This is a genomic window from Mesorhizobium sp. M0045, from assembly GCF_040323385.1.
Lineage (GTDB): Bacteria > Pseudomonadota > Alphaproteobacteria > Rhizobiales > Rhizobiaceae > Mesorhizobium.
Genome location: NZ_JAMYUY010000007.1, coordinates 1 through 24,285 on the forward strand (window position 1 = coordinate 1; position 24,285 = coordinate 24,285).

Below are 24,285 nucleotides of genomic sequence, written 5' to 3' on the forward strand. Positions count from 1 at the left end.
TGCCGGTCTGGCAGGACAAGCTGTTCATCGGGCTGGCGCGCTCGGCGGCCGATGCAACGGAATATTTCCAGATCCCGACCGGACGGGTGGTCGAGATCGGGACGCAGGTGGCTATCTGAACAAATGGCCGTGCCCTTCGAAGGGCACGGCCATTTGTCAGGCTCAGCTCACCAGAGCCGCCTTGTTTGCCTCAAGAAATTGCTTCAGCGGCCGCGGCTTCCTGCCGGACAGCGTCTCGACCGCGTCGGTCACCATGCTGATGCGGCCGGAGCGGGTGTTGGTGTCGAAGGAAACGATGACCGGGGCGAAACCTTCGGGGACGCCGGCTGCCTTCAATCCCCCGGTCAGCGCTTCGTCGGAAAGCTGGACGACCTCGATTGGCTTGCCGGTAACTTCGGTGACGAGGGCCGCGATTTCAGCGACCGTATAGGCCTGCGGACCCGTCAGCGTGTATGTCGTGCTTTCGGTTGCCCCCGATGCGAGACCGGCGGCGATCGCCGCGGCCATATCGTCGCGCGCGCCATGGGCAATACGGCCGTCTCCGGCGGATGTGTACCACTGCCCCGAGGCGATGGCGTGCGGCAGCGCCATGAACAGGTTCTCCTGGTACCAGCCGTTGCGGAAGATGGTGTAGGAAATGCCGCTCGCCTTGATCGCCTGCTCGGTGCCGTGGTGATCGGGCGCAAACAGCACCGGCGATCCTGGCTCCGGATTGGGCATCGATGTGTAGAGCAGATGCGAAACGCCGGCGCTTTTTGCGGCGGCGACCGCGGTCTCATGTTGCTTCAGGCGCTTGCCCGGAAGGGCAAGCTCGTTTGTCGAAATGATCAGAACTCTGTCGGCGCCGGTAAATGCACTGGCCAACGATGCGGTGTCGTCGAAGTCGGCCGCCCTAATAGTGACGCCGCGCGCTGCCAGATCGGCCAGATTTTCCGGATTGCGGGTGGCGGCGATGATGCGCTGAGGGGAGATCTTGAGCGTGTCAAGCAGATGATTGATGACGCCGCGGCCAAGCTGGCCGGAGGCGCCGGTGACAAGAAGGGTGTCGGTCATGAAAGGTCCTGACGTTGCGCGGAGCGGCGGGTGCATATGTTAGTCTCAAAAAGAGACCAGCACTAAAATAGGAATTGACCCATCCTCGTAAAGAAGGCAGTTTTGCGGGAGGTAGGCACACTCAGGGAACCAGCCATGGACGGCAAGATCGTCAATCTGAGATCGAAGCTCGAGATATACAAAGCAGGCAGCGGGGGCGGAAACCTTGCGGATTGCCCGGTTCGCGACGTGATCCAGGGGATCAGCAATAAATGGAGTTCGCTGCTGATGGAGGCCTTGGCCGAGAAGCCGTACCGCTTCGGCGAGTTGCGGCGCCTCGTGCCCGATATTTCACAGCGCATGCTCACCCAGACGTTGCACGATCTGCAGCGCGACGGGTATGTACATCGCCAGGTCTTCCCGACCAAGCCGCCCAGCGTCGAATATAGCCTCACCGATCTCGGGCGCTCGATGTTTGGACCCTTGCATCAGCTGATCCAATGGGCCGAGCTCAATCACGGCGCTGTACGCGAGGCGCGGAAGGTTTTCGATGCTGCCGAAGGCTGAGCCTCCAGGCCGAGACGGCGCCTTGATTTAGCGACAGCGCTGAAGGATTGTCCGGCCTGGGTTGGGGCGGGCAGATGGGCAATTCTCTGGATATCGCGATTGCCGGCGCCGGGCCGGCTGGACTTGCCACCGCGCTCTATCTCGAGCGCGCCGGACACAGGGTCACGATCTTCGAGCGCTTCGACCAGCCAAAACCGGTCGGGTCCGGGCTGATCCTGCAGCCGACCGGGCTGACGGTGCTTGCCGATCTCGGCCTGCTCGAAGACATTCTGGCGCTGGGCTGCCGCATAGACCGCCTGCATGGTGCAGATGCCAAGACCGGCCGCACAGTGCTCGACGTCCGCTACGATGCTCGGCGTGGCGGCCGTTTCGGGCTGGCGGTACATCGCGCAGCTCTGTTCGGCGTGCTTTTCCGCGCCGCCCGGCGCCAAGCGGTCCACATCGAGACAGGTATCGAGCTTGAGACGCTGGAAATCGGCGAACGGGCAACGTTGATCTGCGGCAACGGACGACGGATGGGGTCGTTCGACCTGGTAGTGGACGCCAGCGGTTCACGCTCCAAACTGCGGCGGTGCGTGAACAATCCGGGCGAACCGCGATCGCTCGCCTATGGCGCTTTCTGGGCATCGCTTGGCTGGCGCGGCGAGGGTTTCGACGAGCACGCGCTGCTGCAGCGCTACGACAGCGCAAGCGTGATGATCGGCGTGCTGCCAATCGGCCGGCCCGAGCCGGATGCCCAGAAGATGGCGGCATTCTTCTGGAGCCTCAAGCCGGCGGATGCCGAGTACGTCTGGGGGGCAGGTCTCGAGGCATGGAAGGCGAGATTGGTCGGGCTGTGGCCTGAATGCGCGGCCTTCATCGACCAGATCGACAGTTTCGAGCAGCTGTCGCTGGCGCGCTATGGCCATCACACGATGAAGACGCCAGCCGGACGGCTATTGGCTGTCATCGGCGATGCGGCCCATTCAACCAGCCCGCAGCTCGGCCAGGGCGCGAACATGGCGCTGCTCGATGCAGCCGCGCTCAACTACGCACTCATGGGAACGGACCGTGTCGATACTGCACTGGAGGCCTATGTCCGGACGCGGCGATGGCATGTGCGGGTCTTCCAGGCGCTGTCGCTGGTGCTGACGCCGTTTTATCAGTCGGATTCGATTGTGATGCCGTTCGTCCGCGACAGGCTGGTGGCGACGCTGGCAAAAGTCCCGCCGGCGCCGCAGTTTCTTGCTTCCATGGTTACAGGAACGGTGATCAATCCATTCAAGCCGATAGGGCTTGCGGAAGCGCTATGGCCGGATCGCCTTGGCGGATGATTTCCGAAAGGTGCGAACCCTTAGCCTGCAAGAATGCATGGAGGCGTTGCGGATAGTCGGGAGCGACCGCGCCCTTCACGGATGGGCGTATGCGCAACGCCTCGCGCCATACCTGGACATGCGGCTTTCCGTCCAGGATGCCGAAATCGCCGATCCGGTCGAAGACGTCGAAATAGCGGAAAATCGGGCCGTAGACCGCGTCGACCAGTGAAAAGCGCTCGCCGTCGAAGCATGGCCCAGCCGCGCCATTGGCCCGTTCCACTTCCAGGCGATCGAACATTGCCGATAGCGTCTCGCTTTCAGCGAGCAGCGCGGCTTCCGTAGGCGCTGAATAGAAGCGGCCGATGGCATTGAGGATTGCCGAGCCGAACTCGATCCAGGCGCGATGCCGGGCACGGGCATAGGGGTCGGTGGGATGCAGTGGATTGGGCTGGGTTTCCTCGAGGAATTCGAGGATGACCGCCGATTCGAAGATCACCGTTTCCTGGCCGTCATGCTCAACGCGAAGCAGCGGCACCTTGCCGAGCGGTGATATCGCCTTGAACCAGGCAGGCTTGTTGGCGAGATCGACCGTGATGCGTTCGAACGGCACGCCCTTTTCGCGAAGTGAAATCGCCGCGCGCTGCACATAGGGACAAAGATGGTGGCTGACGAGGATGAGCTTACCGGTCATCTCACTCTCCCCAGACATAGTTCAAGGCGCCGTCCTCGATGCGGGTGGAGAGGAACATCAGGCGGGAGCCCTTCGGCGCCGGGCCTTCGAGGCGATCACCGTTCGCCATGTCGAACGAGGCGCCGTGCCACTGGCAGACGAGCTTGCCGTCCTTGCAGTCGAGCGGACCACCGAAATGCAGGCAGACGTTGGCGGCAGCGCGGATACGCTCGCCGCTGCGGTAGACATGGACCTCGCGGCCGAAGAACGGAGCGATCAGGCTGCCTGTTTCCGGAACGTCGGCGATCCTGCAGATTTCATACTTCATCGGAATTTGTCTCTCATGATTGATGCGACTGCATCTATATAGATGCATTTGCATCGATCGTCAAGCTTGATGCAATTGCATCTATCACCTACGATGCAATCATGACCGGGATTCCTACACCTCCAGCAATCAAAGCCTGGGCCCGCCTGATGCGGGTTTCGCGCCAGTTGTTGGAAAGAGCCGAGGACGCGCTGAAGGACAGTGGCCTGCCGCCGCTTGCGTGGTACGACGTCCTGCATGAGCTTGCCGAGGCGGGCGAGGGCGGATTGCGGCCGTTCCAACTCACCGAGCGCACCCTGTTTGCGCAGTACAACATCTCCCGGCTGCTGGCGCGGCTGGAAGCCGACGGGCTGGTCGAGAAGCTTCCCGTTGCCGATGACGGCCGCGGGCAAACCGTCCGCGTCACCGACAAGGGGCGCGAGACGCGTCGCCGCATGTGGGCCGTCTACGGCCGCTCGATCGCGGAGTTGGTCGGCTCCCGGCTTTCCAATGATGAGCTCGATGCGCTGTCAGCTCTGCTTGGGCGCCTGCGAGTTCCGCCCGCCCCGGAGTGACACGCCTTCATGGCGAAGACGCGCCGATTGGCGAGGTCAGGCACTGCCCAACAGGAATGCCAATGTCGCCAGAACACCAAGCCCGACGCGGACCATATGCAGATTGCCCCATTTGACGATCAATGTCCGAGCTTCAGCATTGATGGTGTTCGCGTCCATCGCCTCCAGCAACCTATTTGCGGGCATCATCACCAGCAGCGTCCATGGCCAAGGCAGGATGATCAGCACGGCGCCGGCCAGATAAGCGAGATTGCTGGTCAGCCACCAAGCGACGAGGCCTAGAATACAGGCGATGACGGCGATCGAGGCCTGCATGGCGGCGCCGCGCTTGTAGGAAGGCTGCCATTCCTGCAGCAATGCTTTGTCCTCAAGGCGAAGCCGCGCCGGTTGTTCGGCTACGCTGACGTAGATGGCCGCGCCTGCGAACACTGCGGTAACGGTCAAGGCAAGCAATCCGGCGAGCATGATCCCTGTCTCCCGTGTTGTCCCGCATGGAGCAAGCTACAGAAATAAAGACTTGCGCCGGGTCGGGCAATACGCCATAAAGCCGAACCGTAACGTACGGTACGCTATCGAGCTCCTATGTGAACTGCGGGCGAGTTCGCCTCCTGAGAGAAAGACTGTGTTGCACGCTGTGACCGACATCGACACCAGCGAGACGCTGACGGAGCGGCAGAAAGCCGTGCTCGACGCCGCCCTTCGCCTGCTGGTCGAAGAGGGCGATCAGTTGACCATGACCGCGGTGGCGCGGCGGGCGAGCTGCTCTAAGGAGACGCTCTACAAATGGTTCGGCGATCGCGACGGGCTGTTGACGGCGACGGTGCAATGGCAGGCGTCCAAGGTGCGGGTAGTGCCGGTTGATCGCAAGGGGCTCGACCTTGCTTCGCTGACGGCGAGCCTCGAACGCTTCGCTTCGGACTGGCTCAAGGTAATTTCGAGCGACACCTCGATCGCACTGAACCGGGTGGCGGTCGGCCAGGCTAGTTCGGGGAAAGACGATCTCGGCGCCATCGTGCTGGAGAACGGCCGCTTCGCACTGGCCAGGCGCCTTAAGCCGGTGCTCGAGGCAGGCAAGGAAGCTGGTTTCCTCGAGTTTTCCGATGCTGAGACGGCGTTCCGCACCTTTTTCGGGCTGGTCGCTCGTGACGTGCAGATCCGCCTGCTGCTTGGCGACCGGCTGGAATTGACTGATGCGGCGATCGGCGGCGATGCCGTCCGGGCGACGCAGCAGTTTCTCGCTCTTTACAGGGCAAAAACCGGGCCGCAAGGCCTCTGAATTCAAAACGGGAAGGAAGAAAAATGCGTGTCTATTACGATCGCGATGCCGATCTCAACCTGATCAAGGGCAAGAAGGTCGCCATCATCGGCTATGGCAGCCAGGGCAGGGCGCATGCGCTCAACCTCAAGGATTCCGGCGTCAAGGACATCGCCATCGGCCTCAAGGCCGGCTCGGCGACCGCCAAGAAGGTTGAGGCCGACGGGCTCAAGGTGATGAGCGTGGCCGATGCCGCCAAGTGGGCCGACCTGATGATGATGGCGACGCCCGACGAGCTGCAGGCCGACATCTACAAATCCGAGATCGCGCCGAACATCCGCGATGGCGCAGCGATCGCCTTTGCCCACGGCCTCAACGTGCATTTTGGCCTGATCGAGCCTAAAGCCTCGGTCGACGTCGTGATGATCGCGCCGAAGGGGCCCGGCCATACGGTGCGCGGCGAATACCAGAAGGGCGGCGGCGTGCCGTGCCTGGTCGCGGTCAACCAGGACGCTTCGGGCAATGCGCTCGACCTGGCGCTCTCCTACGCCTGCGGCGTTGGCGGCGGCCGTTCGGGCATTATCGAGACCAATTTCCGCGAGGAGTGCGAGACCGACCTGTTCGGCGAGCAGGTGGTGCTGTGCGGCGGTCTGGTCGAATTGATCCGCGCCGGCTTCGAGACACTGGTGGAAGCCGGCTACGCGCCGGAAATGGCCTATTTCGAGTGCCTGCACGAGGTCAAATTGATCGTCGACCTGATCTACGAAGGCGGCATCGCCAACATGAACTACTCGATCTCGAACACCGCCGAATGGGGCGAATACGTCTCGGGCCCGCGCATCATCACCGCCGAGACCAAGGCCGAGATGAAGCGCGTTCTGAAGGATATCCAGACCGGCAAGTTCACCTCGGAATGGATGCAGGAATACCGCGCCGGCATGTCGCGCTTCAAGGGCATCCGCCGCAACAATGACAGCCACCAGATCGAGGAAGTCGGCGCCAAGCTGCGCGCGATGATGCCGTGGATTTCCAAGAACAAGCTGGTCGACAAGGCCAAGAACTGAAGGAAATCCACGTTCGTTTCGTTGCGCGTCCTCAGGCTTCGCCCTGCTGGCGCGCGGTGGATTTCCAAGAACAAGCTGGTCGATAAGGCCAAGAACTATCGCAATTTCATTGCCGATCAAGAAAGGCCGGCGGAGCGATCCGCCGGCTTTTTCGCATCAATATTGTGTGGTTCCCAGGCTTGTGGACAGGCGCATTATCCTCATCACCGTGGTATGCCTGTGCGGGGCATGGCACAAAAGTGCCAAAGGGGGTGAGCGTTGGAACTCAAGTTTCTGTTGATCGGGTTTGCCTGCGCGGTTGCCGGCATGCTCTCCCTCGTCACGTTCCTGAAGTGGTGGGAGGTGAGGGCGGTCAGCCGCTGGTCTCCGACGCCGGGAAAGATCGTCTCGTCGCGTGTCGAGGCTCGCGAGGTGACCAGTTCGGGATCCGGTTCGGACAGCAGAGGGTCGACCGAGATGCGCAACTTCCCGGCGATCACCTTCGAATACAAGGTGAACGGCAAGAAGTTTCGCAGTTCGCACTACAGCGTGCAGGAGAACCTTGGAAACTTTGCCGTGGCGGAAACCCTTGCGAAATTTCCAAACGGGGCCGGCGTAACCGTCTTCTACAACCCGGCCGATCCAGCCAAGGCCGTGATCGAACGCACCATGCCCGAAGGTTCCTTCAAATTCATGGTCCAGCTTTCGGCCGGGCTGGTGGTTGGCGCGCTGGTATTGGTCTTCTCCGTCGGCGGCGTCCTGGAAGCGATCCGGCCGTTTTTGCCCAAGCCGCAGAACCTCGGCGCCGCGGCCCTGCTGCTGTTCATGGGATTGTTTGTCCTGCGCATGGGCTTCGCCCAGAAGTCACTAGCGGAACAGGCGGCGAAATGGCCCATCACGGCAGGACACATCGATGCTTCGGGCTCACAGAAATTTGAGACCCGCGACAGGTCCGGAGGCGGCTATCGGCCCTGGCGAACAGTCTTCAAATCCCGCATCGTCTACAGCTATAGCGTCGCCGGCCAGCGCTACGCCGCCGATCGCATCGCTTTCGGCGCAAACGTGACGGCTTCGCTGCCGAGCCTCGTCAGCGGTCAATCACGGCGCTACCTCGAGGGCGACAAGGTCGAAGTCCACTACGATCCCGTCAATCCGGCTGCCGCGGTTCTCGAATGCAGGGTGAGTGGGCTTTGGCTCCTGTGGGTCTGCGCAGTTGGCTTCATAGGTGGAGCCGCGCTGCTTGTCGGGGTGATCTAAGGCTGAAGCTGCCGTCCTCGACGCTGTAGATCCAGAGGAAGGGCACTTGTCTTCAGCATCTGACAAGAACTCCGCTGTCGAAGCCCGGCCATGTCAGTCTCAACGTTGCCCCGTCGACCACAACATGGATGACACGGGAGAACGGCTCTTCGGCCGACGGGTCGGATCCGTAGCATTGGCTGGCCCGCGCCACCCAACCCGTGGGTGTCTTGAGAAACGTTGCGTGTTCGCAGCCGAGAGCAGGGAGCGACAGCGCATCGCGGTACAATGTGTAGACCGTCTGGCGTTGAACATCCGCAACGGCGGTGCAGTTCGATCTGTCCCGGGACCATGTGCCGACATAGGGTTCCGTGGCAAAGGCGCTGCCGCACGAAAATGTTGAGATCGAAATGAGCATCAAGAGATTTCGGATCATCGATTCTTTCTTTCGACCATGACATCGGGCCATGCTAAAGCATCGATACTTAGATTTCACAATGATGCTGCTCCAGGGACTTAAATGATCATCCGCAAGGCAGCAGCTATTTTTCTGTGCATGCTGAGCCTGTCGCAAGCAGCGAACGCAACAGAATGTTCGCTCAGCCATGCGACCTATCGCGAGCCGCGTTCGGGAGCGACGATACAGTTCCGGCCCACAGACAACGAGCCGGCTGCGCTGACGACCGAGGTCTTTTCGCTGATCGTACCCAACACCGACCTTCGTCTGCCGTCGGACATCACCTGGACCAATGGCAAGTATTCGTTTCCTGTGGGTACGATCCGGCACACCTGCACCGACGACGATCGCGAGGCGGGTCTTGAGGACGGCACCGGACTGTGCAGAGTGTGGGACGGGCAGGTCTATGCGTTCAGTGCAGGCGGTGCCGAGCAGCTGAGTTCCCGCGAAACTTCGCCGGCACCGGCAGGGTTGCTGTTGCCTGATTTCGGCGCGATTTTTACCGAATGGCCCGATTTCGCCAAAGCCAATCCCGACGGTTCGGCCTGGGACGCCTTTAGCTTGACGGGTTGCAGCTATGAATAACAAGAGACTGCCGGCCTGCATCTGCACCCTGTCGGTCCTTGTGGCCATGGCCCCGGGGGCTCGTGCCGACCAAAGCACGCCGTCGCGTCCGCCCGTCGACAAATGCAGTTGGGAACGGTTGGCGGATAGGGATGTCGGGCTGGCTGCCTGGGTACAGCGCTGCGATTTCGGTTTTCGCCGGATTCATTTCGAGTTTGGCGGCAATGCTCTTGCCATCAAATACAGCGATGGCGGTTCGGCCGATCCCGTCGTCGAAGTCTTCGATATGCTGCCGGGCGAGGCCGCCGATGCTGCGTTGCAGCGCATTTTTACGCAGAAGACCGAGAAAGCCATCAGCACACGTTGCGTGCTCATGCCTTACACCGAAGGGGCGACGCCCGCGCGCATCCTCCGGTATGTTTTCAGTCCCGATGCCGCCTATCGTGAGGAATTGAAGACCGTCGCCAACCCTGACGAGGTCGGCGAACCGCCTTGCGGCGAATGGGGCGAAGCCCCGGACGGCATTCAGTATTTCGAGGTGCAATCACCCGAACTGCGAAAGCTGCTATTCGTTCGCGTCGGCCAGGATGAGCCGCTGTTTGACGAGCAGACGCTGCAAGTCCTGCCACCCGGATAGCGCCGGTAGATATCAGCCGTAATGCCAACTGGGCTTTGGCTGGGTGCCGGTGAACATCACGCCGATGCGGTCCTCGCGGCGCCAGCGGACCACGGCCTTGTAGGCGATGCCGTCGGTCGGAACATAGAGCAGGAACTCATCGGGCACGCGCGCGTCGATCGAGACCTTCAATTCGGCGCCGCCGGCATGCATGTTGCGCAGCGTGCATGTGACCTCGGAATTGGTCATGCCGGTCAGGATCGTCGCGCCCTTGAAGACGCGCTGCCGGCGTTTGTCCCTCTGTTCGTCCTCGGCCATCGCACGCAATCCAGCCATTTTTCGCGTCTCGGGCGTTCTGATCGGGAGGATTATTAGACCTGCCTGATAAAAATAGCGTTATCAGCAGTCGGGACTGGGAGATGTTCGCGGTTCCTGGCTGGAAGAAAAAGGCGCCGCGAAGCACGGCGCCGAACGATGCTTGTTGTCGGCCTGCTTACCTATAGGGCGAGTAGCATTGCTGGCGCGGCCCGTAATAGGGCTGGAAGGTGTTGTCCCAGGCGCGGTACGACCGGTAGCGATTGTAACACCATTGGACATGTGCACTGGAAAGCCGCCCTGCGCGATAATAGCGGCGCGGTGGCGGCGCGTCGTAGTAGTTGTAGCTGTTGTACAGGCTGCCAAGGCCGAGCCCCAGGCCCAAGCCAAGAATCGCGGCACCCGCACCATCATCATAGTAGCCGCCGCGGTAATGGCGGCGATGGTGGCGCCAGCGCCAGCTGTCGTCCCAGCCGCCATTATCCCAGTGTCTCGAAAAATGACGGCCGCGGAAATTGTGGGACCGCCATCTCCAATCGTCGCCGCCGTGCCATTGCCGAAAGCCGCGATTGCGCCAACGCCAGATCTGCCTGTCATTGCCGCCTGCCCAATCTTCACGAATTTGCACGATGTCGGCAGCATTGCCCGCCACCGGCAGCAGAGGTTTGGGTATTGGCCCGGCAAGCGAGGGGGCCGAGAGGCCGGTGATCAGACCGAGGGCCATCAGCCCGGATCTGACAGAAGATAAAAAGAGCGGTTTCATCGCACTCTCCGAAGATTCAGGCCCCACGCCCAGAATACCCCGGGGAAGGGCCTATTGATGGAACTTTCCATCTGAACGGAAGATGAACAAAAAGGTTCCGTCAGCCATAGCGAGCGCGCGATCAAGCAGAGCCGCCTGATTTCTGCGCCCTTGTTTTCGGGCGCGCTTGCGGGCAAAGGTCAAAGCCATGTCGCTGCGCCTTGCCACTTTCAACGTCGAAAACCTGATGAACAGGTTTGATTATTCCGGATACCGCAATCAGCTCAACGAAGATCGCACGCTGGCGCTCTTCGACATCCAGAGCGAGGCCGAATACAAGATGCTCGAGCAGGCGCGGGCCATCGCGCAATCCGACGACACGCGGCAGTTGACGGCGCTGGCGATCGCGGCCACCCGCGCCGACATCATCTGCATGCAGGAGGTCGATAATATCGAGGCGCTGAAGGCCTTCGAATATGGTTATCTGTTCAAGATGGTGGGGCAAGGCTACCGGCAGAAATACACCACCGCCGGCAATGATTCGCGCGGCATCGACGTCGCCGTGATGATGCGCAACGAGACCGCGCAGGGCCAGCCGATCGAATTCGTGCGCATGACCAGCTACGCCTATGTCACGTTCGAGCAATTCGGGCTGCACACGGCGGAATTGGCGGCGCTTGGTCACCAGGCCAATGAACGCATCTTCCGGCGCGACTGCCTGGAAATCGATCTGACCGTGGCTGGCGCGCCGTTGACGCTCTATCTCGTGCATTTCAAGTCGATGGGCTCGCCCCGTAACGGCCTCGACGGCCGCGAGGCGACAATGCCGCTGCGTATCGCCGAGGCGCAGGCGGTGCGCCGGATCATCGAGGAGCGCTTCGGCAAGGACCATGCCGCCGACAAGCGCTGGGCAATCTGCGGCGACATGAACGACTACCGGCAGCGCGTGAAGATCACTGGCGATGTTTTCGACGGCTATCGCTTCGAGGTGATCGACGAGACCCGGTCCTGCATCGACGTGCTCACTGCCGGCGGTTTTTGCGAAAACGCGGTCGAGCGGCGGCCGGAAATGGACCGTTGGACTTTCTATCACACGCGCGGACCGGAAGAGCGGCATCTCTGCCAACTCGACTACATCCTTTTGTCGAGGGCGCTGGCCAGGCAGAACGCCACCGCCGTTCCCGATATCATCCGTAACGGACAGCCTTGGCGCACCATATTTCCGGCCGGCCAGGAGGTCGAGCGCTTCCCACGCGCAGGGTGGGACCGGCCGAAGGCATCCGACCATTGCCCGGTAGCAATTGGCCTCGACATGGCGTGAGACAGGCGTGAGTTTTGACCTGCCGCGCAACGTCATCCTGCCGGTCGATGCCATCGACGTCAGGCTCGATCCTGGCCCGCATCCATTCGAGCGCGATAATGCCCAGGCGATCGCGGCGAACTGGCGGCGTGAGACCGCATCGAAGCCGGCGCTTTTCGACGGCACCGTGGTGCTGCTTTCCGCACTCAGCTACCGCGACAATCGCCTCGTCGGCCGCTGCCATGCGGTGCGGTATTCAACTTTCATGCTTTGGCGCAGCAATAGACAGGTGCCTGGCGCCGAACATGCCTACGCGCACGCCATGCTGGTCGCTGGCGACAATGCGCTGGTGGCGATCCGCATGGCGCCGCATACGGTCAATGCCGGCCGCATCTACTTCGCCGCCGGTTCGTTCGAGCCCGCCGATTTCCGCGACGGCCTTGTCGACGTCGACTTCAACATGATCCGCGAGGTACGGGAGGAAACCGGCCTCGACCTATCAGGCGCGACACGCGGCAGGCGCCACTACGCCCTGTCGACGGCAAGCGGCACGGTGATCTTTCGCCGCTACCGCGAGACGGCCTCCGCCGACGACCTGGCACAGCGGATCCGCGCTTTCGTCGCGGCCGAGTCAGAGCCTGAAATCGAAGGTCCTGTGATCATCCGCAATGCAGCCGACCTGCCGGACGGATTGATGCCGCATATGAGACCGCTGATCGAATGGCACTTCGCGCAAGGATTCCGACTCTAACGTCGCGACCTGCCTTCAATAGCCTTGCGGTCGCTGCGGGCAGCGACAAAATACAGCAGCACGCCGAGACCCAGGAGTGCCCCCATGGCCGTTCCCATCGTCTGCCCAATTACCTGCTGGAAGTCAGCTGTGACGCGATCGGGATTATCCATTCCATAACGGATCAAATTCCACCAAAGCCCTGCCAATGCGGCTTCGACGATCACCATCGCCAGAGCCAGTCGCCCTCTCTTGCTCATCCATTGTTCCCCCTTAGTCCCCAACAGCATTGTTATCATTGCAGATTGTGCTGCGACAAGGGCAGGTTGCTTATAAAATTGGCAGCGTCGCGAGGCGACATTTGCTGCAACGCTCTATTCATGCCTCAGCGCGTCGATGGGGTTGAGCCGTGCGCCGCGCAGCGCCGGGAAGAAGCCGAACACCATGCCGATCAGCGCGGAAAAGCCGACCGCAAGCAGGATGACCGCCGGGCTTGGCGCAAACGGGATCGTCAGCGTCAGCGAGGCGAGGCCGGCCAATGCCAGGCCGATCAGGATGCCGATGATGCCGCCAAGCAGCGACAGCACCGTCGCCTCGACCAGGAACTGGATGAGGATGTGCTTTTCGTGGGCGCCGATGGCGAGCCTGATGCCGATCTCGCGCGTGCGCTCGGTTACCGACACCAGCATGATATTCATAATGCCGATGCCGCCGACGAGCAGGCTGACGCCGGCGACGGCGCCGAGCATGCCAGTCATGGTGGTGGTGGCGCTGGCCATGGCATCGGCGATCTGGGTCATGTCGCGGATCGAGAAATCATCGTCTCGGTCGGGCGTGATGCGGCGTGTGTCGCGCAAGATGTCCTCGACGCGCTGCTGCAGCACCGTGGTTGGCGTACGGTCGTCGGCGGCGACATAGACCGATTCGATGTCGCGATTGCCGGCAATGCGACGCTGATAGGCGGCGAGCAGCATCAGCACGACATTGTCCTGGTCCTGGCCGAAGCCGGTATAGCCCTTCGGTTCGAGCAAGCCGATGATCTTGCAGGAGGTGCGGTTGACGCGGATGATCTCGCCTTCGGGGTCACCGGCGCCGAAGAACTGCTGGCGCACCGTCTCCCCGATGAGGCAGACGCCGGTCCCCGAGCGGGTTTCCGAATCGCTGAACGGGCGGCCCGAAACCAGCTTCCAGTCGCGGGCATCGAGATAGGCGCTGTCGGTGCCGGTGACGCCCGAGGTCAGGCTTTCGGTGCCGAAAATGACGCGCACCTGCTTTTGCGACGCCGGCGCGATAGCGCGCGCGCCGTCCAGATGCGCGACAAGCGCTGCGAGATCCTTGTAGGCAAGAGGCCGGACCACCTGGTCGAGCCCTCCAGGGCCGCCAGGCCCCGCCGGACGGCCGGAACGGATGACAAGCAGATTGCTGCCGAGCTTGGAAATATCGGACTTGACCTTCTCGGTGGTGCCCGAGCCGATGGTCAGCATGGCGATGACGGCGGCAACGCCGATGACGATGCCGAGCAGCGTCAAGAACGAGCGCAGCACGTTGCGGCGGATGGAGCGGAGCGAGAGGCGGACGGTTTCCCAGATCATGGCTAGGCCATCTCGAGATTGGCGGTATCCGAGGCGACATGGCCATCGAGGAAACGGATCGTGCGCTGGGCATAGCCGGCAACATCGGCTTCGTGCGTGACCATGGCGATGGTCAGGCCGAGCTCGCTGTTCAGCTGCGTCAGGAGCTCCATGATCTCGTGCGTGCGGGCGGTGTCGAGATTGCCGGTCGGCTCGTCGGCAACGAGCAGCGTTGGCCTGGTGACGATGGCGCGGGCGATCGCCACGCGCTGCTGCTGGCCGCCGGACAGCTCGGCTGGCGTATGATGCTCGCGGCCAACAAGGCCGACCTCGGCAAGTGCCTGCATAGCAAGGCCGCGGCGCTCGCGGGCGCGAACGCCGCGGTAGATCAGCGGCAGTTCGACATTTTCCGCCGCCGTAGTGCGCGGCAAGAGATTATAGCCCTGGAAGACGAAGCCCACATAGAGATTGCGCAGCTGAGCACGGCGGTTGCGGTCGAGACGGCCGGCGTCGATGCCTTCGAAGCTGTAAGTCCCAGCGGTCGGCGTGTCGAGGCAGCCAATGATGTTCATCGCCGTCGATTTGCCGGAACCGGATGGGCCCATGATGGCGACGAATTCGCCGCGTCTGATTGCGAGGTCGACGCCGGCCAGCGCATGCACCCGGGCTTCGCCCTGGCCATAGCTTCTCCAGACCTTGTCGAAGCCTATGAGCGTGGTCGCGACCGATGCCACGATCAACTCAGCTGCTGCGAGGCGGTAATGACTTGTGCGCCTTCCTCCAGGCCGGAGACGATCTCGGTCAGTTCGCCGTCTGTCGAGCCGACCCTGACGTTGACCGGATGCGGCCGCCCATTCTCCAGCACGTAGAGCGTGCGCGAGCCGTCGGTGGGCTTCGTCGCCGCCGGGTGCTGGCGGTTGCCGCCGGGGCGTCCCATGCGGCCGGTGAACAGGTCGGTGAGGCTCCAGCCGCGCTCCGCTGTCTGGGCCGGCCGGTAGCGGAAGGCGATCGACGGCACGGTGAGCACGTTCCTGGCCTGCTTGGTGACGACCGAGACGGTGGCTGTCATGCCGGGCCGCAACAGAAGTTCGCTGTTGTCGACATCCAGCCTTGCATCGTAAGTGACGACGCCGTCGGTGGTGACTGAGGCATAGGAGATGTCGCGGATTTCGGCGTCGAACGGCCGTTCCGGAAAGGCATCGACGGTGAAGCGCGCATGCTGGCCGGGTTTGACGGCGCCGATATCGGCCTCGTCGACCGCCGCCTTCAACTCCATGTTCTTCAGGTCGGCGGCGATGACGAACAGCACCGGCGCCTGCAGCGAAGAGGCGACCGTCTGGCCGGGATCGACCGAGCGCGTCAGTATGATGCCGTCGATCGGAGCGTAGATGGTGCTCTTGGCAAGATCCGTCTGCTGCGCCTTGAGATCGGCACTGGCCATGGCGAGGTTGGCTTTGGCGATATCGAGTGCCGCCTTCGAGCGGTCGCGCGTGGCAGTTGCCGCTTCGAGCGACTGGTCCGTCGCCATACCGCGCTTGGTCAGTTGTGCCGCGCGCACCAGCGCCTTTTCGTTCTCGGCCAGGGTCACGGTGGCGTCCTCGACACTCGCGGCCGCTGCCTTGGCGGAGGCCTGGGCGCGCTCGATCTGCACCTCCAGCTTTGCAGTGTCGAGCGCAGCCAGCACATCGCCCTTCTTCACCAGCTGATTCTCGTTGACCGAGACCGAGCGGACGACGCCGGAGAGTTCGCTGGAAATATCGACCTGGGTGAGAGGCTGCAGCGTGCCGGTTGCCGAAACCGCGACGGTAAGATCGGCCATGGCGGCCAGTGTCGTGGTATACTCGATCTTGGCGGGCGAGCCCGCGTACCAGGGGTAGCCGACGACACCCGCGGCCACTGCGAGTAGCGCAAGCAGCGCGTAAAACCAACCGCGACGGCGTTTTGTCTTCAGGCCCTGGTGGTCGAGCCCGAGCGCCGTCTCGATGGCGGAAGCGGATTCCGTCTTTGGCAGATTGACAATCTGGTCCACGCCGGACCCCTATGTTCAGTGATATCCCATCAGTGCACAAATCAGGCCTTATGGTTCAAAATTCAAATTAAATTTCGCTCATGTTAGGAATGAGGCAGAGGACTTACTGAGATGCAGCCGCGGAATTACTTGCTTTACGACGTATTCACCACCAACCGGCTGGCCGGCAATCCGCTGGCCGTGGTGCTCGACTGTGACGGGCTGGACCTTGCGGCGATGCAGGCGGTGGCGCGCGAGTTCAACCTGTCGGAAACCGTCTTCGTGCTGCCGGCTGACAACCCGAAGCACCGGGCCCGCATCCGTATCTTCACGCCCGACTATGAAATGCCGTTCGCCGGCCACCCGACCGTCGGCTCGGCGATAGCGCTCGCCGAAATGGCGGGAGAGGCCGCCGGTATCTTCGTGCTCGAGGAGAATATCGGCCCGGTGCGCTGCGCTGTCAGCAAGCACGATGGTTCGACCTTTGCCGAGTTCGACCTGGCGAAACTGCCGGCCCAGCTGGAATTGTCGGCCGATCCCGAGGCGATCGGCGCGGCCCTTGGCCTTGGGCCGCACGAGATCGGCTTCGAGAACCACCGCGTTTCGTTCTGGTCGGCGGGCGTGCCCTACGTGACCATCCCCGTCGCCAATCTGGAGGCGGCCGCTCGGATTAGGCTGGACAACCAGGCGTGGTCGGAGCTCGCACCACGCAAGAGCGAATGGGCCTTCGCCAGCCCCTATGTCTATTGCCGCGAGACGGTGCACCATGACAGTGCCTTCCATGTCCGCATGATGGTGCCCGGCAATCCGTCCTACGAAGACCCGGCGACCGGATCAGCGGCGGCCGCGTTCGCCGGCGCGATCATGCATTTCGACGGCCCGACAGACGGCGTTTCACAACTGTGGATCGAGCAGGGGCTGGAGATGGGCCGGCCTTCGCGCATTCGCCTCGAACTGAATGTCGACGGCGGCAAACTGGCCGCCGCCCGCATCGGTGGCCATGCGGTGAAGGTGGCTGAAGGCAGGCTTTTTGTTTGACGACCTCGGCACTTCGGCGATTTGTCGGGAAATGAATCCCACGGGGCTGGACATGGCGGATGGCGGCGGCTATATGCCCGCCAACGCCGGTTTTTACCGGCCGAGTGGGTGCGTAGCTCAGTTGGTAGAGCAGCTGACTCTTAATCAGCGGGTCCACAGTTCAATCCTGTGCGCACCCACCAAAAATCTCCAGGATTTGGTGGAAAGACCTTAGAACGAGCCGGTTTCATTCACCGCGCTCGTTTCATCGACTTTGGGCTGCTTTTGGAGTCCGATAGTCTTTGGCGAGGCGTGCTCTTAGCTCGCGGCGCTCGCAGCCGACTGGATCAAACGCTGCGATTGCCGCGCCCGAAAACGCGGCTCAGAAACTTGCCGAACCGAAAAGCGATGCCATTGTCAGCACTCTGACGTCTGTCAGCATCAACATCGGCTTTTCCCCCTGAAAAGTCGCTGATAAGCCACCAGAAGAAGATCAAGAAAAGGACGAGAATCGCGGTGTCGATCGGACCGTAGCTGGAGTATCTGCCGCGCGAAATTAGCGCACCGCTACCGACAATGAGAAACGCAGCAGAGTAGGCGGGGTGAAATTTTTTCATCCCACCAGATTTATCTGAGAATCATTGCGAACGGAAGCTGCTGCCTTAGTGGATCAAGCTCATAGGCCGATGTTGAACTGGATCACTTCTCCGAAACACCAGCCTCCGCAAAACTTGCCATCCTGGCATGGCATTCGAGTGCCGAGCGGACGATGTTGACGGCGAGGCAGGCGCCGGAGCCTTCGCCGAGCCTCATGCCGAGGTCGAGCAAGGGCGGCAGGCCGAGCGCCTCCAATAGACGACGGTGGCCGGATTCGGCCGAGACATGGGCTGCCAGGGTGTGGGCGAGGCCAGCAGGGTGCAGCGCTGCCAAGGGTGCCGCTGCGGCGGTGCAGACGAAGCCGTCGAGCAATACCGGCACGCCGAGATGACGCGCAGCCAGCGTTGCGCCCAAGATCGCCGCAAGCTCGCGGCCGCCGAGGGCCGCCGCGAGCTTCAGCGGATCGGCCAGCGCCGGGGCGTGGCGCTTCAGGCCGGCCTCGATGGCGACGATCTTGCGCACGAGGCCGGCATCGTCGACGCCAGTGCCGCGCCCGGTCCATCGTTCGGCGCCGCCGCCGAACAGCGCGGTTGAGATGGCCGCCGCCGGCGTGGTGTTGCCGATGCCCATTTCGCCGAAGCAGACGAGGTCGAGGTCCTTGCTGACCGCGTCGTAGCCGGCCGAGACAGCGGCGAGGAAGGCCTCGTCGTCCATCGACACGTCTTGCGTGAAATCGCCGGTCGGATGATCCAGATCAAGCGGGATGACGTCCAGCTCCGCGCCGGCGATGCGGGCAAGCTGGTTGATGGCGGCGCCGCCGCCGGCGAAATTCGCCACCATCTGCACGGTGACCTCCGACGGGAAGGCCGACACGCCTTGCGCGGTGACGCCGTGATTGCCGGCGAAGACGAAGACCTTGACACGGTCGAGCTTTGGCATGTCGCGGCCCTGCCAGCGCGCCAGCCAGGCGACTATTGTCTCCAGCCGGCCAAGGCTGCCTTGCGGCTTGGTCAGCGTGTCCTGGCGGCGGGCGACGGCATTGGCCGCGGCGTCGCTGCCAATGGGCAGGCCGAGGCAGGCGGCGCGCAGTTCATCGAGCGATTTGAAAGGCATGGGGGCAAAATCTCCGAAACAGAGTCAGGAAAGGGAAATGGAAGCGACGAGCAGGATTGCGATCTCGCCCAGCTGCTGAAGGGCGCCGACGGTGTCGCCGGTCTGGCCGCCGATCTGATTGAGGCAAAGCGCGCGGAAGGCGGCGAATAACAGACCGAGCAGGATGATCGCGAAAACGGCAGCGCCGAACCCAAGCGCCAACAGCGCGACCGCACCGAGTACGGCACCGATGCCAGCTGTTTTAGCCGAGACGGTGCCCGCTTCGGCCGAAAGGCCGTCGCTGCGGGCCGGCTGCAGCAGGTGCATGAAGGCGCCGAGCAGGCCGCGCGAGGCGGCATGCGCGGCAATCAAAGCCAAGAACACGTGGGCTGGGCCGGCGAATCCAGAGAGCACGCTCCAGCGGATCAGCAGCGAGATGCCGAGCGCGCAGGCGCCGTAGGCACCGATGCGGCTGTCACGCATGATCTCCAGTTTCCTGTCGCGGGTCTTGCCGCCGCCAAAACCATCAGCAACATCCGACAGCGCGTCCTCATGCAGGCAGCCGGTGACAAGCAAGATCGCGGCAAGGGCGAACGCTGCAGCAGGACCTCCGGCTAGGCCCAGCCTCGTGCCGACCGCGTAGGCCAGCGCACCGGCCATAGCGGCGGCGAGACCGGCGACCGGTGCAGCCCAGATCGCAGCGGCAAGGCTTCGGCCACGGAAGTCGGCTCGCGGCAGCGGCAGCCGGGTAAAGAAGACGAGGCAAAGCGCGATATCATCGAGAATTTGCTGTTGCGAGGCCTTCATCCGCCCCTCGCAATGGCATGGAAGAACGTGCCGCTGACATTGCCGCGCCGGTAGCCGGAGGCGCCGAGCGGGTTGCCTTGCCCGTCGGCGAGATCGGCCAGCGGCTCGTCATTGCCGGTCGCAACCATCTGCGCGTAGTGGAACTCATGGCCGCGGATCAGCGTGCCTTGGCTGCCGAGCGGACAGCCGGACCGCAGCCGCGCCTCGCGGTAGCCGAGATTCATCTTGCGCTTGGCGAAGCTGGTCGAATGGCCGAGCAGGCCAAGCATCCGATGCGTCTCGCCCGATGCGTCCTCGAGCGCCTCGCCGAGCACCATGAAGCCGCCGCACTCGCCATGCACCGGCCGCGTGGCGGCGAACCTCGCCATGCCCGCCCTGAAATTCGCAGCGGCGGCGAGGCGGCCGGCGTGGAGCTCGGGATAGCCGCCGGGCAGCCAGCAGACATCGCAATTGTCGCCGGGCGCTTCATCGGCGAGCGGCGAGAATGGGACGATCTCGGGGCCGGCCTTGCGCCAATGCGCGGCAACGTGCGGATAGAGGAAGGTAAAGGCAGCGTCCTCGGCGAGTGCAATGCGCTGGCCGGGGGGCGGCAGCGCGTCGCCGAAATTGCCCGGCGCGGGCGTGAATGGCGCCGCCAGAGCCATGATGGCGTCGAGGTCGAGCGAGCGCTCGACCATATCGGCCAGCCGGTCGAGATGCGCCATCAGATTCTCATATTCGCCGGCCTGAACGAGGCCGAGATGACGCTCGGGCAGGTTGAGCGAGGGATCGCGCAGGATAGCGCCGACGACAGGCAGGCCGAGCGCTTCGATGGCATCGCCGCACAGTCGGCGGTGGCGTTCACTGCCCAATCGGTTGAGCACGACACCGGCCATGCGCACATCGGGGTCATAAGTAGCAAAGCCCTTGGCAACGGCCGCCGCCGTGGTCGACTGGCCGGAAACGTCGAGCACCAGCAGCACCGGCAAGCCATAAAGTCGGGCAAGGTCGGCGGCCGAGCCGGTGCGGCCCGGAGCAGCCGGAATTCCGTCGAACAGGCCCATGGCGCTTTCGAGGAAGATAAAATCGGCATCTTCGGTCGCTTCGCCGGCCAGTGCGTTAAGCAGGGCGGGCGGCATTGCCCAGCTGTCGAGGTTGACGCCGGACAAGCCTGTGGCGGCGGTGTGGAAGCCGGGATCGATATAGTCCGGGCCGGACTTGGCGCCGCGCACCTTCAGGCCGCGCCGGGCGAGCGCGCGCAGAATGCCGATGGTGACGCTGGTCTTGCCCGAGCCCGAGCGCGGCGCGCCGATGATGATGGCGCGGGTCATGGCTCGCCCGCCAGTGCCGCACGCATAGCGACAATACCGCCGACGACGATCAGCGCCGGCGAGGTCAGACCGGCGGCTGCTGCCTCTTCCGCAATGGTGGCGAGCGTGGCGACGACGATCCGTTCCTGCGGTGTCGTCGCAGCGACAATCACCGCGGTGGGCGTCGAAGGCGCCAGCCCGCCCTCGAGCAGCGAGGCGGCGATCAGTGGCAGATTGGCCATGCCCATATAGATGACCACCGGCTGGCCGGTACGGGCGATGGCCGCCCAGTCGAGGTCGTCATCGGTGCCGGCGGCGTGACCGGTCGCCAGGATCAGCGCCTTGTTGATGCCGCGCATGGTGCCGGGAATGCCGGTGGCGGCCAGCGCGCTGAGGCCGGACGTCAGGCCAGGCAGGATGCGGAACGGGATGGTTTTCCCGGCCAGCGCAAGCGCCTCTTCGCCGCCACGCCCGAAAATATAGGGGTCGCCCCCCTTCAGCCTGACGACGCGCCGGCCCGCGCGCGCCAGCCGAACCAGCAGAGCGGTAATGTCGTCCTGCTTCATCGATGGTTTGCCACCGCGCTTGCCGGCATAGAACAGTTCCGCGCCCTCGGCGACGGCGACGACCGCGGGCGAGACCAGCGCGTCATAAACCAGCGCGTCGCACTGTCCGAGGGCGGCCAGCACTTCCAGCGTCAGGCAGCCGGGATCGCCAGGGCCGGCACCGGCCAGCCAGACATGACCGGGCTCCAGCTGGCGCGGCTTGAAGTCCAGCCGGGTGAGCGCCTGCTCGACCGTAGTGTTTCTATTGCTGCCGCTCACAACCCGCCCCGTCCGCGAAAGCGCCGCTGGTAGTGCGCGTCATACAGTGAACTTTCGCCAAAGCCTTCCGCCGCCAGCGAGCGGCCGACGAAGATGATTGCCGTGCGCTCCATCGGATCGGCGGCCAATTGCGCCTCGATGGTGGCCAGCGTGCCGGTCAGCACGCGCTCGTCCGGCCAGGAGGCACGGAAGACGACCGCGACCGGGCAGTCGGCGCCGTAATGCGGCGTCAGCTCGGCGACGACGCGGTCGATGGCGTGGATGGCAAGGTGGATGGCCAGCGTGGCGCCGGTGCGGCCGAAGCCGGCCAGCGTTTCGCCGGGCGGCATTTTCGAGGCGCGGCCGGAGATGCGGGTCAGCACCAGGCTTTGCGCGACTTCTGGAATGGTCAGCTCGCGGCGCAGCGCTGCCGCCGCAGCGGCGAAGGACGGCACGCCCGGCGTCAGCGTATAAGGGATACCATGCTTCTCCAGCCGGCGGATCTGCTCGGCAACTGCGCTCCAGACCGACAAATCACCGGAATGCAGGCGGGCGACATCATGGCCGGCCGCGTGGGCGGCCACATATTCGGCCTCGATCTCGTCGAGTGACATCGGCGCGGTGTCGATCAACCTCGTTCCGGGCGCGCAGTGCTGCAACAGCTCCGGCGCCACGATCGATCCGGCATAGAGGCAGACGGGACAACTGCCGAGCAGGCGGCTGCCGCGCAAGGTGATGAGATCGGCAGCACCCGGGCCGGCACCGATGAAGTGAACGGTCATGCCGCATCTCCGCTGATGGCGATGGCGCAGGTGACAGCACCGAGCACCGTGCGCGGTCCGAGCAGCTTTGCGCCTTTGCCGGCGGCGGCAAGCGCCGAGGCTTCGGAAACAGACGGCGTGCCGGCATGCTCCTGTGATAGGTCGGAGTGGCTGGTCGTAGATGCAGCTTTGAGTTCGTCCTGCTCGACAACGATCACCGGGAGGCGGAGTTCACGTCCGGCGGCGAAGATTGCCGCTTCATCCTGCTTGAGAGACGCGGTCGCGAGGGCTGAAAGCGCGGGCAGGGCAAGCCCGTGCGCCTCCAGCGCGGTTTCTACCGCAGCAAGCACGTCGCGTGCGCTGACACCTTTGCGGCTGCCGATGCCCGCGACCATCATGGCTTGGCCCAACTCCATTGCGTGACCGGCATAGCCGGCCGCCAGGCCTGCATCGAACCAACCGGCGAAGCACGGGATATAGCGATCCGGGTAAGCTCGCCTCCGAGCGCAGCGTGACGGGAAAGCAGCAGTACCTCCATCTCCAGGGTCACTGCGTTGGCGACTAGGCGGCCGCCGGCAGGTAAGGCATCGATGGCTGTTTCCAGCACGCCGGCATCGCTGCCGCCGCCGCCGATGAAGATCGCTGCCGGCGTTTCCAGCCCGGCAAGAGCTTGCGGTGCCGAATCTTCAACGACGGCGAGACCGGGAACGCCGCAGGCCGCGGCGTTGCGTCGGATGCGGGCGGCGCGGGACGGATCGGCCTCAACGGCGATGGCACGCATGGAAGGATGGGCCAGCATCCATTCGATGCCGATGGAGCCCGATCCGGCGCCGATGTCCCACAGCAGTTCGCCGCGCCTTGGCGCGAGAGCGGACAGGGTGACGGCGCGCACTTCACGCTTGGTGATCTGGCCGTCATGCTCGAACAAAAGATCGGCACGTCCCGCTGTCAGCGGCAGGATGGGTGCTTGCGGAGTCGATTCAACTTCGATCGCGAGCACGTTGAGCGGATTGATCTTTGCGAGGTCGAAGGTGCCGGCGCTCGCCGAGCGCAACCTTTCGTTCGGCCCACCCAGCGCCTCCAGCACCGTCAGCCGCGACGCGCCGAAGCCGAGCTCGGTCAGGAGACGGGCAATCGCTTCCGGTGCATCGCGGTCCGAAGTCAGCGCGAGAATGCGGGTGCAATCATGCAGCAACGGCCGGATCAGGTCGAGCGAGCGGCCATGCAGCGAGACCGTCTCGACGTCCTGCAGCGCCCAGCCCAGGCGTGAGGCGGCCAGCGAAAAGGCCGAGGGCGCGGGGATCACCCGCATATCCTCTGCCGCGACCTTGCGGGCGAGGATGACGCCTACACCGTGGTAGAAGGGATCGCCGGAGGCCAGCACGCAGACGCGTCTGCCGGAGAGCGCCAGCACGTCGCGCATCTCGGCATCGAAAGGCGTCGGCCAGGCGCGCGCTTCACCTTTGACCAGTGATGCGACAAGGGCGAGGTGGCGCTTGCCGCCGAAGACGAACTCGGCCTCAGCGATCAACCGCTTGGCCTCGTCGCCGAGACCCGCTACACCGTCCTCGCCGATGCCGATGATCGTGAGCCACTTTGAGGCGAGCTTGGCGCCGCGCGGAGCTTCAGCAGGCAT

General features: G+C 63.5%; 31 protein-coding genes and 1 tRNA gene. 13 read left to right on the forward strand and 19 right to left on the reverse strand.

The features are described from left to right. Positions 1-119, forward strand: a 119-nt coding sequence (locus tag NKJ72_RS30970; protein WP_502895575.1) for a KUP/HAK/KT family potassium transporter, incomplete at its 5' end; no start/stop codon positions are given. A gap of 43 nt (positions 120-162) precedes the next feature. On the opposite strand, the gene NKJ72_RS13400 is transcribed toward NKJ72_RS30970, so the two are convergent. Further along, positions 163-1,053: an SDR family oxidoreductase gene (locus tag NKJ72_RS13400; protein ID WP_352477516.1), complete on the reverse strand. Its 891-nt coding sequence runs from the start codon at positions 1,051-1,053 to the stop codon at positions 163-165. A gap of 135 nt (positions 1,054-1,188) precedes the next feature. Here NKJ72_RS13400 and NKJ72_RS13405 point away from each other — a divergent pair, with 135 nt between their 5' ends. Together NKJ72_RS13405 and NKJ72_RS13410 are read left to right on the forward strand one after the other, a co-directional pair. Continuing rightward, the gene (locus NKJ72_RS13405) at positions 1,189-1,599 is read left to right on the forward strand and encodes a winged helix-turn-helix transcriptional regulator (protein ID WP_352466906.1); all 411 of its coding nucleotides are present in this window, start codon (positions 1,189-1,191) and stop codon (positions 1,597-1,599) included. A 74-nt stretch (positions 1,600-1,673) separates the two neighbouring features. Next, positions 1,674-2,912 (forward strand): FAD-dependent oxidoreductase, encoded by a 1,239-nt coding sequence (locus NKJ72_RS13410; protein ID WP_352477517.1) that lies wholly within the window; start codon positions 1,674-1,676, stop codon positions 2,910-2,912. On the opposite strand, the gene NKJ72_RS13415 is transcribed toward NKJ72_RS13410, so the two are convergent. Both NKJ72_RS13415 and NKJ72_RS13420 read right to left on the reverse strand, forming a co-directional pair. Further along, positions 2,860-3,585 carry a glutathione S-transferase family protein gene (locus NKJ72_RS13415; RefSeq protein ID WP_352477518.1) on the reverse strand — a complete coding sequence of 242 codons (726 nt, stop codon included), beginning with the start codon at positions 3,583-3,585 and terminating at the stop codon, positions 2,860-2,862. The genes NKJ72_RS13410 and NKJ72_RS13415 overlap by 53 nt on opposite strands. Position 3,586: 1 nt before the next feature. Next, on the reverse strand, positions 3,587-3,892 hold the full coding sequence (locus tag NKJ72_RS13420) for a Rieske (2Fe-2S) protein (RefSeq protein ID WP_254820707.1): 306 nt from the start codon (positions 3,890-3,892) through the stop codon (positions 3,587-3,589). 101 nt (positions 3,893-3,993) lie between these two features. Between NKJ72_RS13420 and NKJ72_RS13425 the strand changes: the two genes are divergently transcribed. Next, the gene (locus NKJ72_RS13425) at positions 3,994-4,446 is read left to right on the forward strand and encodes a MarR family winged helix-turn-helix transcriptional regulator (protein ID WP_254820706.1); all 453 of its coding nucleotides are present in this window, start codon (positions 3,994-3,996) and stop codon (positions 4,444-4,446) included. A gap of 36 nt (positions 4,447-4,482) precedes the next feature. Here the strand turns inward: NKJ72_RS13425 and NKJ72_RS13430 are convergent, their stop codons facing one another. Continuing rightward, positions 4,483-4,911, reverse strand: a complete 429-nt coding sequence (locus NKJ72_RS13430; RefSeq protein WP_352477519.1) for an anthrone oxygenase family protein — start codon at positions 4,909-4,911, stop codon at positions 4,483-4,485. Between the two features lie 157 nt (positions 4,912-5,068). Between NKJ72_RS13430 and NKJ72_RS13435 the strand changes: the two genes are divergently transcribed. The 5 genes from NKJ72_RS13435 to NKJ72_RS13455 all read left to right on the forward strand — a co-directional run bounded on the left by NKJ72_RS13435 (position 5,069) and on the right by NKJ72_RS13455 (position 9,638). Then, on the forward strand, positions 5,069-5,722 hold the full coding sequence (locus tag NKJ72_RS13435) for a TetR/AcrR family transcriptional regulator (RefSeq protein WP_352477520.1): 654 nt from the start codon (positions 5,069-5,071) through the stop codon (positions 5,720-5,722). Positions 5,723-5,745: 23 nt separating this feature from the next. Next, positions 5,746-6,765 (forward strand): ketol-acid reductoisomerase, encoded by a 1,020-nt coding sequence (gene ilvC, locus NKJ72_RS13440; protein WP_023676662.1) that lies wholly within the window; start codon positions 5,746-5,748, stop codon positions 6,763-6,765. A 258-nt stretch (positions 6,766-7,023) separates the two neighbouring features. Further along, on the forward strand, positions 7,024-8,001 hold the full coding sequence (locus tag NKJ72_RS13445; protein ID WP_352477521.1) for a DUF3592 domain-containing protein: 978 nt from the start codon (positions 7,024-7,026) through the stop codon (positions 7,999-8,001). A 499-nt stretch (positions 8,002-8,500) separates the two neighbouring features. Further along, positions 8,501-9,022 (forward strand): hypothetical protein, encoded by a 522-nt coding sequence (locus tag NKJ72_RS13450; protein ID WP_352477522.1) that lies wholly within the window; start codon positions 8,501-8,503, stop codon positions 9,020-9,022. Beyond that, on the forward strand, positions 9,015-9,638 hold the full coding sequence (locus NKJ72_RS13455; protein WP_352477523.1) for a hypothetical protein: 624 nt from the start codon (positions 9,015-9,017) through the stop codon (positions 9,636-9,638). Before NKJ72_RS13450 ends, NKJ72_RS13455 begins: the two co-directional genes overlap by 8 nt. A gap of 12 nt (positions 9,639-9,650) precedes the next feature. On the opposite strand, the gene NKJ72_RS13460 is transcribed toward NKJ72_RS13455, so the two are convergent. From NKJ72_RS13460 to NKJ72_RS13470, 3 genes are all read right to left on the reverse strand, one after another. Next, complete coding sequence (locus NKJ72_RS13460; RefSeq protein WP_352477732.1) at positions 9,651-9,935, reverse strand: PilZ domain-containing protein; 285 nt, start codon at positions 9,933-9,935, stop codon at positions 9,651-9,653. Positions 9,936-10,110: 175 nt separating this feature from the next. Continuing rightward, positions 10,111-10,695 carry a BA14K family protein gene (locus tag NKJ72_RS13465; RefSeq protein WP_352477524.1) on the reverse strand — a complete coding sequence of 195 codons (585 nt, stop codon included), beginning with the start codon at positions 10,693-10,695 and terminating at the stop codon, positions 10,111-10,113. 51 nt (positions 10,696-10,746) lie between these two features. Beyond that, complete coding sequence (locus tag NKJ72_RS13470) at positions 10,747-10,884, reverse strand: hypothetical protein (RefSeq protein ID WP_254820699.1); 138 nt, start codon at positions 10,882-10,884, stop codon at positions 10,747-10,749. On the opposite strand from NKJ72_RS13470, the gene NKJ72_RS13475 reads away from it, so the two are divergent. Beyond that, complete coding sequence (locus NKJ72_RS13475; RefSeq protein ID WP_352477526.1) at positions 10,883-11,995, forward strand: endonuclease/exonuclease/phosphatase family protein; 1,113 nt, start codon at positions 10,883-10,885, stop codon at positions 11,993-11,995. The two genes, NKJ72_RS13470 and NKJ72_RS13475, sit on opposite strands and share 2 nt — an antisense overlap. A gap of 7 nt (positions 11,996-12,002) precedes the next feature. Further along, positions 12,003-12,725, forward strand: a complete 723-nt coding sequence (locus NKJ72_RS13480; protein WP_352477527.1) for a hypothetical protein — start codon at positions 12,003-12,005, stop codon at positions 12,723-12,725. Here the strand turns inward: NKJ72_RS13480 and NKJ72_RS13485 are convergent. The 4 genes from NKJ72_RS13485 to NKJ72_RS13500 form a co-directional block, all read right to left on the reverse strand. Beyond that, positions 12,722-12,964: a hypothetical protein gene (locus tag NKJ72_RS13485; protein ID WP_352477528.1), complete on the reverse strand. Its 243-nt coding sequence runs from the start codon at positions 12,962-12,964 to the stop codon at positions 12,722-12,724. The two genes, NKJ72_RS13480 and NKJ72_RS13485, sit on opposite strands and share 4 nt — an antisense overlap. Positions 12,965-13,078: 114 nt before the next feature. Further along, positions 13,079-14,296 (reverse strand): ABC transporter permease, encoded by a 1,218-nt coding sequence (locus tag NKJ72_RS13490; RefSeq protein WP_352477529.1) that lies wholly within the window; start codon positions 14,294-14,296, stop codon positions 13,079-13,081. A gap of 2 nt (positions 14,297-14,298) precedes the next feature. Further along, positions 14,299-15,009, reverse strand: a complete 711-nt coding sequence (locus NKJ72_RS13495) for an ABC transporter ATP-binding protein (RefSeq protein ID WP_352477530.1) — start codon at positions 15,007-15,009, stop codon at positions 14,299-14,301. Positions 15,010-15,011: 2 nt separating this feature from the next. After that, entirely contained in the window at positions 15,012-16,304 is a 1,293-nt protein-coding gene (locus tag NKJ72_RS13500) for an efflux RND transporter periplasmic adaptor subunit (RefSeq protein ID WP_352477531.1), read from the reverse strand. 111 nt (positions 16,305-16,415) lie between these two features. On the opposite strand from NKJ72_RS13500, the gene NKJ72_RS13505 reads away from it, so the two are divergent. Together NKJ72_RS13505 and NKJ72_RS13510 are read left to right on the forward strand one after the other, a co-directional pair. Next, the gene (locus tag NKJ72_RS13505; protein WP_352477532.1) at positions 16,416-17,321 is read left to right on the forward strand and encodes a PhzF family phenazine biosynthesis protein; all 906 of its coding nucleotides are present in this window, start codon (positions 16,416-16,418) and stop codon (positions 17,319-17,321) included. Positions 17,322-17,427: 106 nt separating this feature from the next. Beyond that, a tRNA-Lys gene (locus NKJ72_RS13510) sits at positions 17,428-17,503 on the forward strand. A 144-nt stretch (positions 17,504-17,647) separates the two neighbouring features. On the opposite strand, the gene NKJ72_RS13515 is transcribed toward NKJ72_RS13510, so the two are convergent. From NKJ72_RS13515 to cbiE, 8 genes are all read right to left on the reverse strand, one after another. Next, the gene (locus NKJ72_RS13515; RefSeq protein ID WP_352477533.1) at positions 17,648-17,917 is read right to left on the reverse strand and encodes a hypothetical protein; all 270 of its coding nucleotides are present in this window, start codon (positions 17,915-17,917) and stop codon (positions 17,648-17,650) included. An 82-nt stretch (positions 17,918-17,999) separates the two neighbouring features. After that, complete coding sequence (gene cobT, locus NKJ72_RS13520) at positions 18,000-19,010, reverse strand: nicotinate-nucleotide--dimethylbenzimidazole phosphoribosyltransferase (protein WP_352477534.1); 1,011 nt, start codon at positions 19,008-19,010, stop codon at positions 18,000-18,002. A 24-nt stretch (positions 19,011-19,034) separates the two neighbouring features. After that, positions 19,035-19,796 carry an adenosylcobinamide-GDP ribazoletransferase gene (locus NKJ72_RS13525; RefSeq protein ID WP_352477536.1) on the reverse strand — a complete coding sequence of 254 codons (762 nt, stop codon included), beginning with the start codon at positions 19,794-19,796 and terminating at the stop codon, positions 19,035-19,037. After that, positions 19,793-21,106, reverse strand: a complete 1,314-nt coding sequence (locus NKJ72_RS13530) for a cobyrinic acid a,c-diamide synthase CobB (RefSeq protein ID WP_352477537.1) — start codon at positions 21,104-21,106, stop codon at positions 19,793-19,795. The genes NKJ72_RS13525 and NKJ72_RS13530 overlap by 4 nt, the downstream gene beginning before the upstream one ends. Further along, positions 21,103-21,909: a uroporphyrinogen-III C-methyltransferase gene (gene cobA, locus NKJ72_RS13535; protein ID WP_352477538.1), complete on the reverse strand. Its 807-nt coding sequence runs from the start codon at positions 21,907-21,909 to the stop codon at positions 21,103-21,105. The genes NKJ72_RS13530 and cobA overlap by 4 nt, the downstream gene beginning before the upstream one ends. Beyond that, positions 21,906-22,670, reverse strand: a complete 765-nt coding sequence (gene cobM, locus NKJ72_RS13540) for a precorrin-4 C(11)-methyltransferase (RefSeq protein WP_352477539.1) — start codon at positions 22,668-22,670, stop codon at positions 21,906-21,908. Before cobM ends, cobA begins: the two co-directional genes overlap by 4 nt. Then, a complete protein-coding gene (locus tag NKJ72_RS13545; RefSeq protein WP_254818091.1) occupies positions 22,667-23,047 on the reverse strand; it encodes a cobalamin biosynthesis protein in 381 nt (126 codons plus the stop codon). The genes cobM and NKJ72_RS13545 overlap by 4 nt, the downstream gene beginning before the upstream one ends. Further along, complete coding sequence (gene cbiE / locus NKJ72_RS13550) at positions 23,044-24,285, reverse strand: precorrin-6y C5,15-methyltransferase (decarboxylating) subunit CbiE (RefSeq protein WP_352477540.1); 1,242 nt, start codon at positions 24,283-24,285, stop codon at positions 23,044-23,046. The genes NKJ72_RS13545 and cbiE overlap by 4 nt, the downstream gene beginning before the upstream one ends.

What these genes read in the sequence shown, in the direction of transcription:
- NKJ72_RS13400 (WP_352477516.1), bottom strand. Translation starts at nt 1,053, where the DNA reads ATGACCGACACCCTTCTTGTCACCGGCGCCTCCGGCCAGCTTGGCCGC.
- NKJ72_RS13405 (WP_352466906.1), top strand. Translation starts at nt 1,189, where the DNA reads ATGGACGGCAAGATCGTCAATCTGAGATCGAAGCTCGAGATATACAAA.
- NKJ72_RS13410 (WP_352477517.1), top strand. Translation starts at nt 1,674, where the DNA reads ATGGGCAATTCTCTGGATATCGCGATTGCCGGCGCCGGGCCGGCTGGA.
- NKJ72_RS13415 (WP_352477518.1), bottom strand. Translation starts at nt 3,585, where the DNA reads ATGACCGGTAAGCTCATCCTCGTCAGCCACCATCTTTGTCCCTATGTG.
- NKJ72_RS13420 (WP_254820707.1), bottom strand. Translation starts at nt 3,892, where the DNA reads ATGAAGTATGAAATCTGCAGGATCGCCGACGTTCCGGAAACAGGCAGC.
- NKJ72_RS13425 (WP_254820706.1), top strand. Translation starts at nt 3,994, where the DNA reads ATGACCGGGATTCCTACACCTCCAGCAATCAAAGCCTGGGCCCGCCTG.
- NKJ72_RS13430 (WP_352477519.1), bottom strand. Translation starts at nt 4,911, where the DNA reads ATGCTCGCCGGATTGCTTGCCTTGACCGTTACCGCAGTGTTCGCAGGC.
- ilvC (WP_023676662.1), top strand. Translation starts at nt 5,746, where the DNA reads ATGCGTGTCTATTACGATCGCGATGCCGATCTCAACCTGATCAAGGGC.
- NKJ72_RS13450 (WP_352477522.1), top strand. Translation starts at nt 8,501, where the DNA reads ATGATCATCCGCAAGGCAGCAGCTATTTTTCTGTGCATGCTGAGCCTG.
- NKJ72_RS13455 (WP_352477523.1), top strand. Translation starts at nt 9,015, where the DNA reads ATGAATAACAAGAGACTGCCGGCCTGCATCTGCACCCTGTCGGTCCTT.
- NKJ72_RS13460 (WP_352477732.1), bottom strand. Translation starts at nt 9,935, where the DNA reads ATGGCCGAGGACGAACAGAGGGACAAACGCCGGCAGCGCGTCTTCAAG.
- NKJ72_RS13465 (WP_352477524.1), bottom strand. Translation starts at nt 10,695, where the DNA reads ATGAAACCGCTCTTTTTATCTTCTGTCAGATCCGGGCTGATGGCCCTC.
- NKJ72_RS13475 (WP_352477526.1), top strand. Translation starts at nt 10,883, where the DNA reads ATGTCGCTGCGCCTTGCCACTTTCAACGTCGAAAACCTGATGAACAGG.
- NKJ72_RS13470 (WP_254820699.1), bottom strand. Translation starts at nt 10,884, where the DNA reads ATGGCTTTGACCTTTGCCCGCAAGCGCGCCCGAAAACAAGGGCGCAGA.
- NKJ72_RS13485 (WP_352477528.1), bottom strand. Translation starts at nt 12,964, where the DNA reads ATGAGCAAGAGAGGGCGACTGGCTCTGGCGATGGTGATCGTCGAAGCC.
- NKJ72_RS13490 (WP_352477529.1), bottom strand. Translation starts at nt 14,296, where the DNA reads ATGATCTGGGAAACCGTCCGCCTCTCGCTCCGCTCCATCCGCCGCAAC.
- NKJ72_RS13505 (WP_352477532.1), top strand. Translation starts at nt 16,416, where the DNA reads ATGCAGCCGCGGAATTACTTGCTTTACGACGTATTCACCACCAACCGG.
- NKJ72_RS13515 (WP_352477533.1), bottom strand. Translation starts at nt 17,917, where the DNA reads ATGAAAAAATTTCACCCCGCCTACTCTGCTGCGTTTCTCATTGTCGGT.
- cobT (WP_352477534.1), bottom strand. Translation starts at nt 19,010, where the DNA reads ATGCCTTTCAAATCGCTCGATGAACTGCGCGCCGCCTGCCTCGGCCTG.
- NKJ72_RS13525 (WP_352477536.1), bottom strand. Translation starts at nt 19,796, where the DNA reads ATGAAGGCCTCGCAACAGCAAATTCTCGATGATATCGCGCTTTGCCTC.
- NKJ72_RS13530 (WP_352477537.1), bottom strand. Translation starts at nt 21,106, where the DNA reads ATGACCCGCGCCATCATCATCGGCGCGCCGCGCTCGGGCTCGGGCAAG.
- cobM (WP_352477539.1), bottom strand. Translation starts at nt 22,670, where the DNA reads ATGACCGTTCACTTCATCGGTGCCGGCCCGGGTGCTGCCGATCTCATC.
- NKJ72_RS13545 (WP_254818091.1), bottom strand. Translation starts at nt 23,047, where the DNA reads ATGATGGTCGCGGGCATCGGCAGCCGCAAAGGTGTCAGCGCACGCGAC.
- cbiE (WP_352477540.1), bottom strand. Translation starts at nt 24,285, where the DNA reads ATGCCTGCTGAAGCTCCGCGCGGCGCCAAGCTCGCCTCAAAGTGGCTC.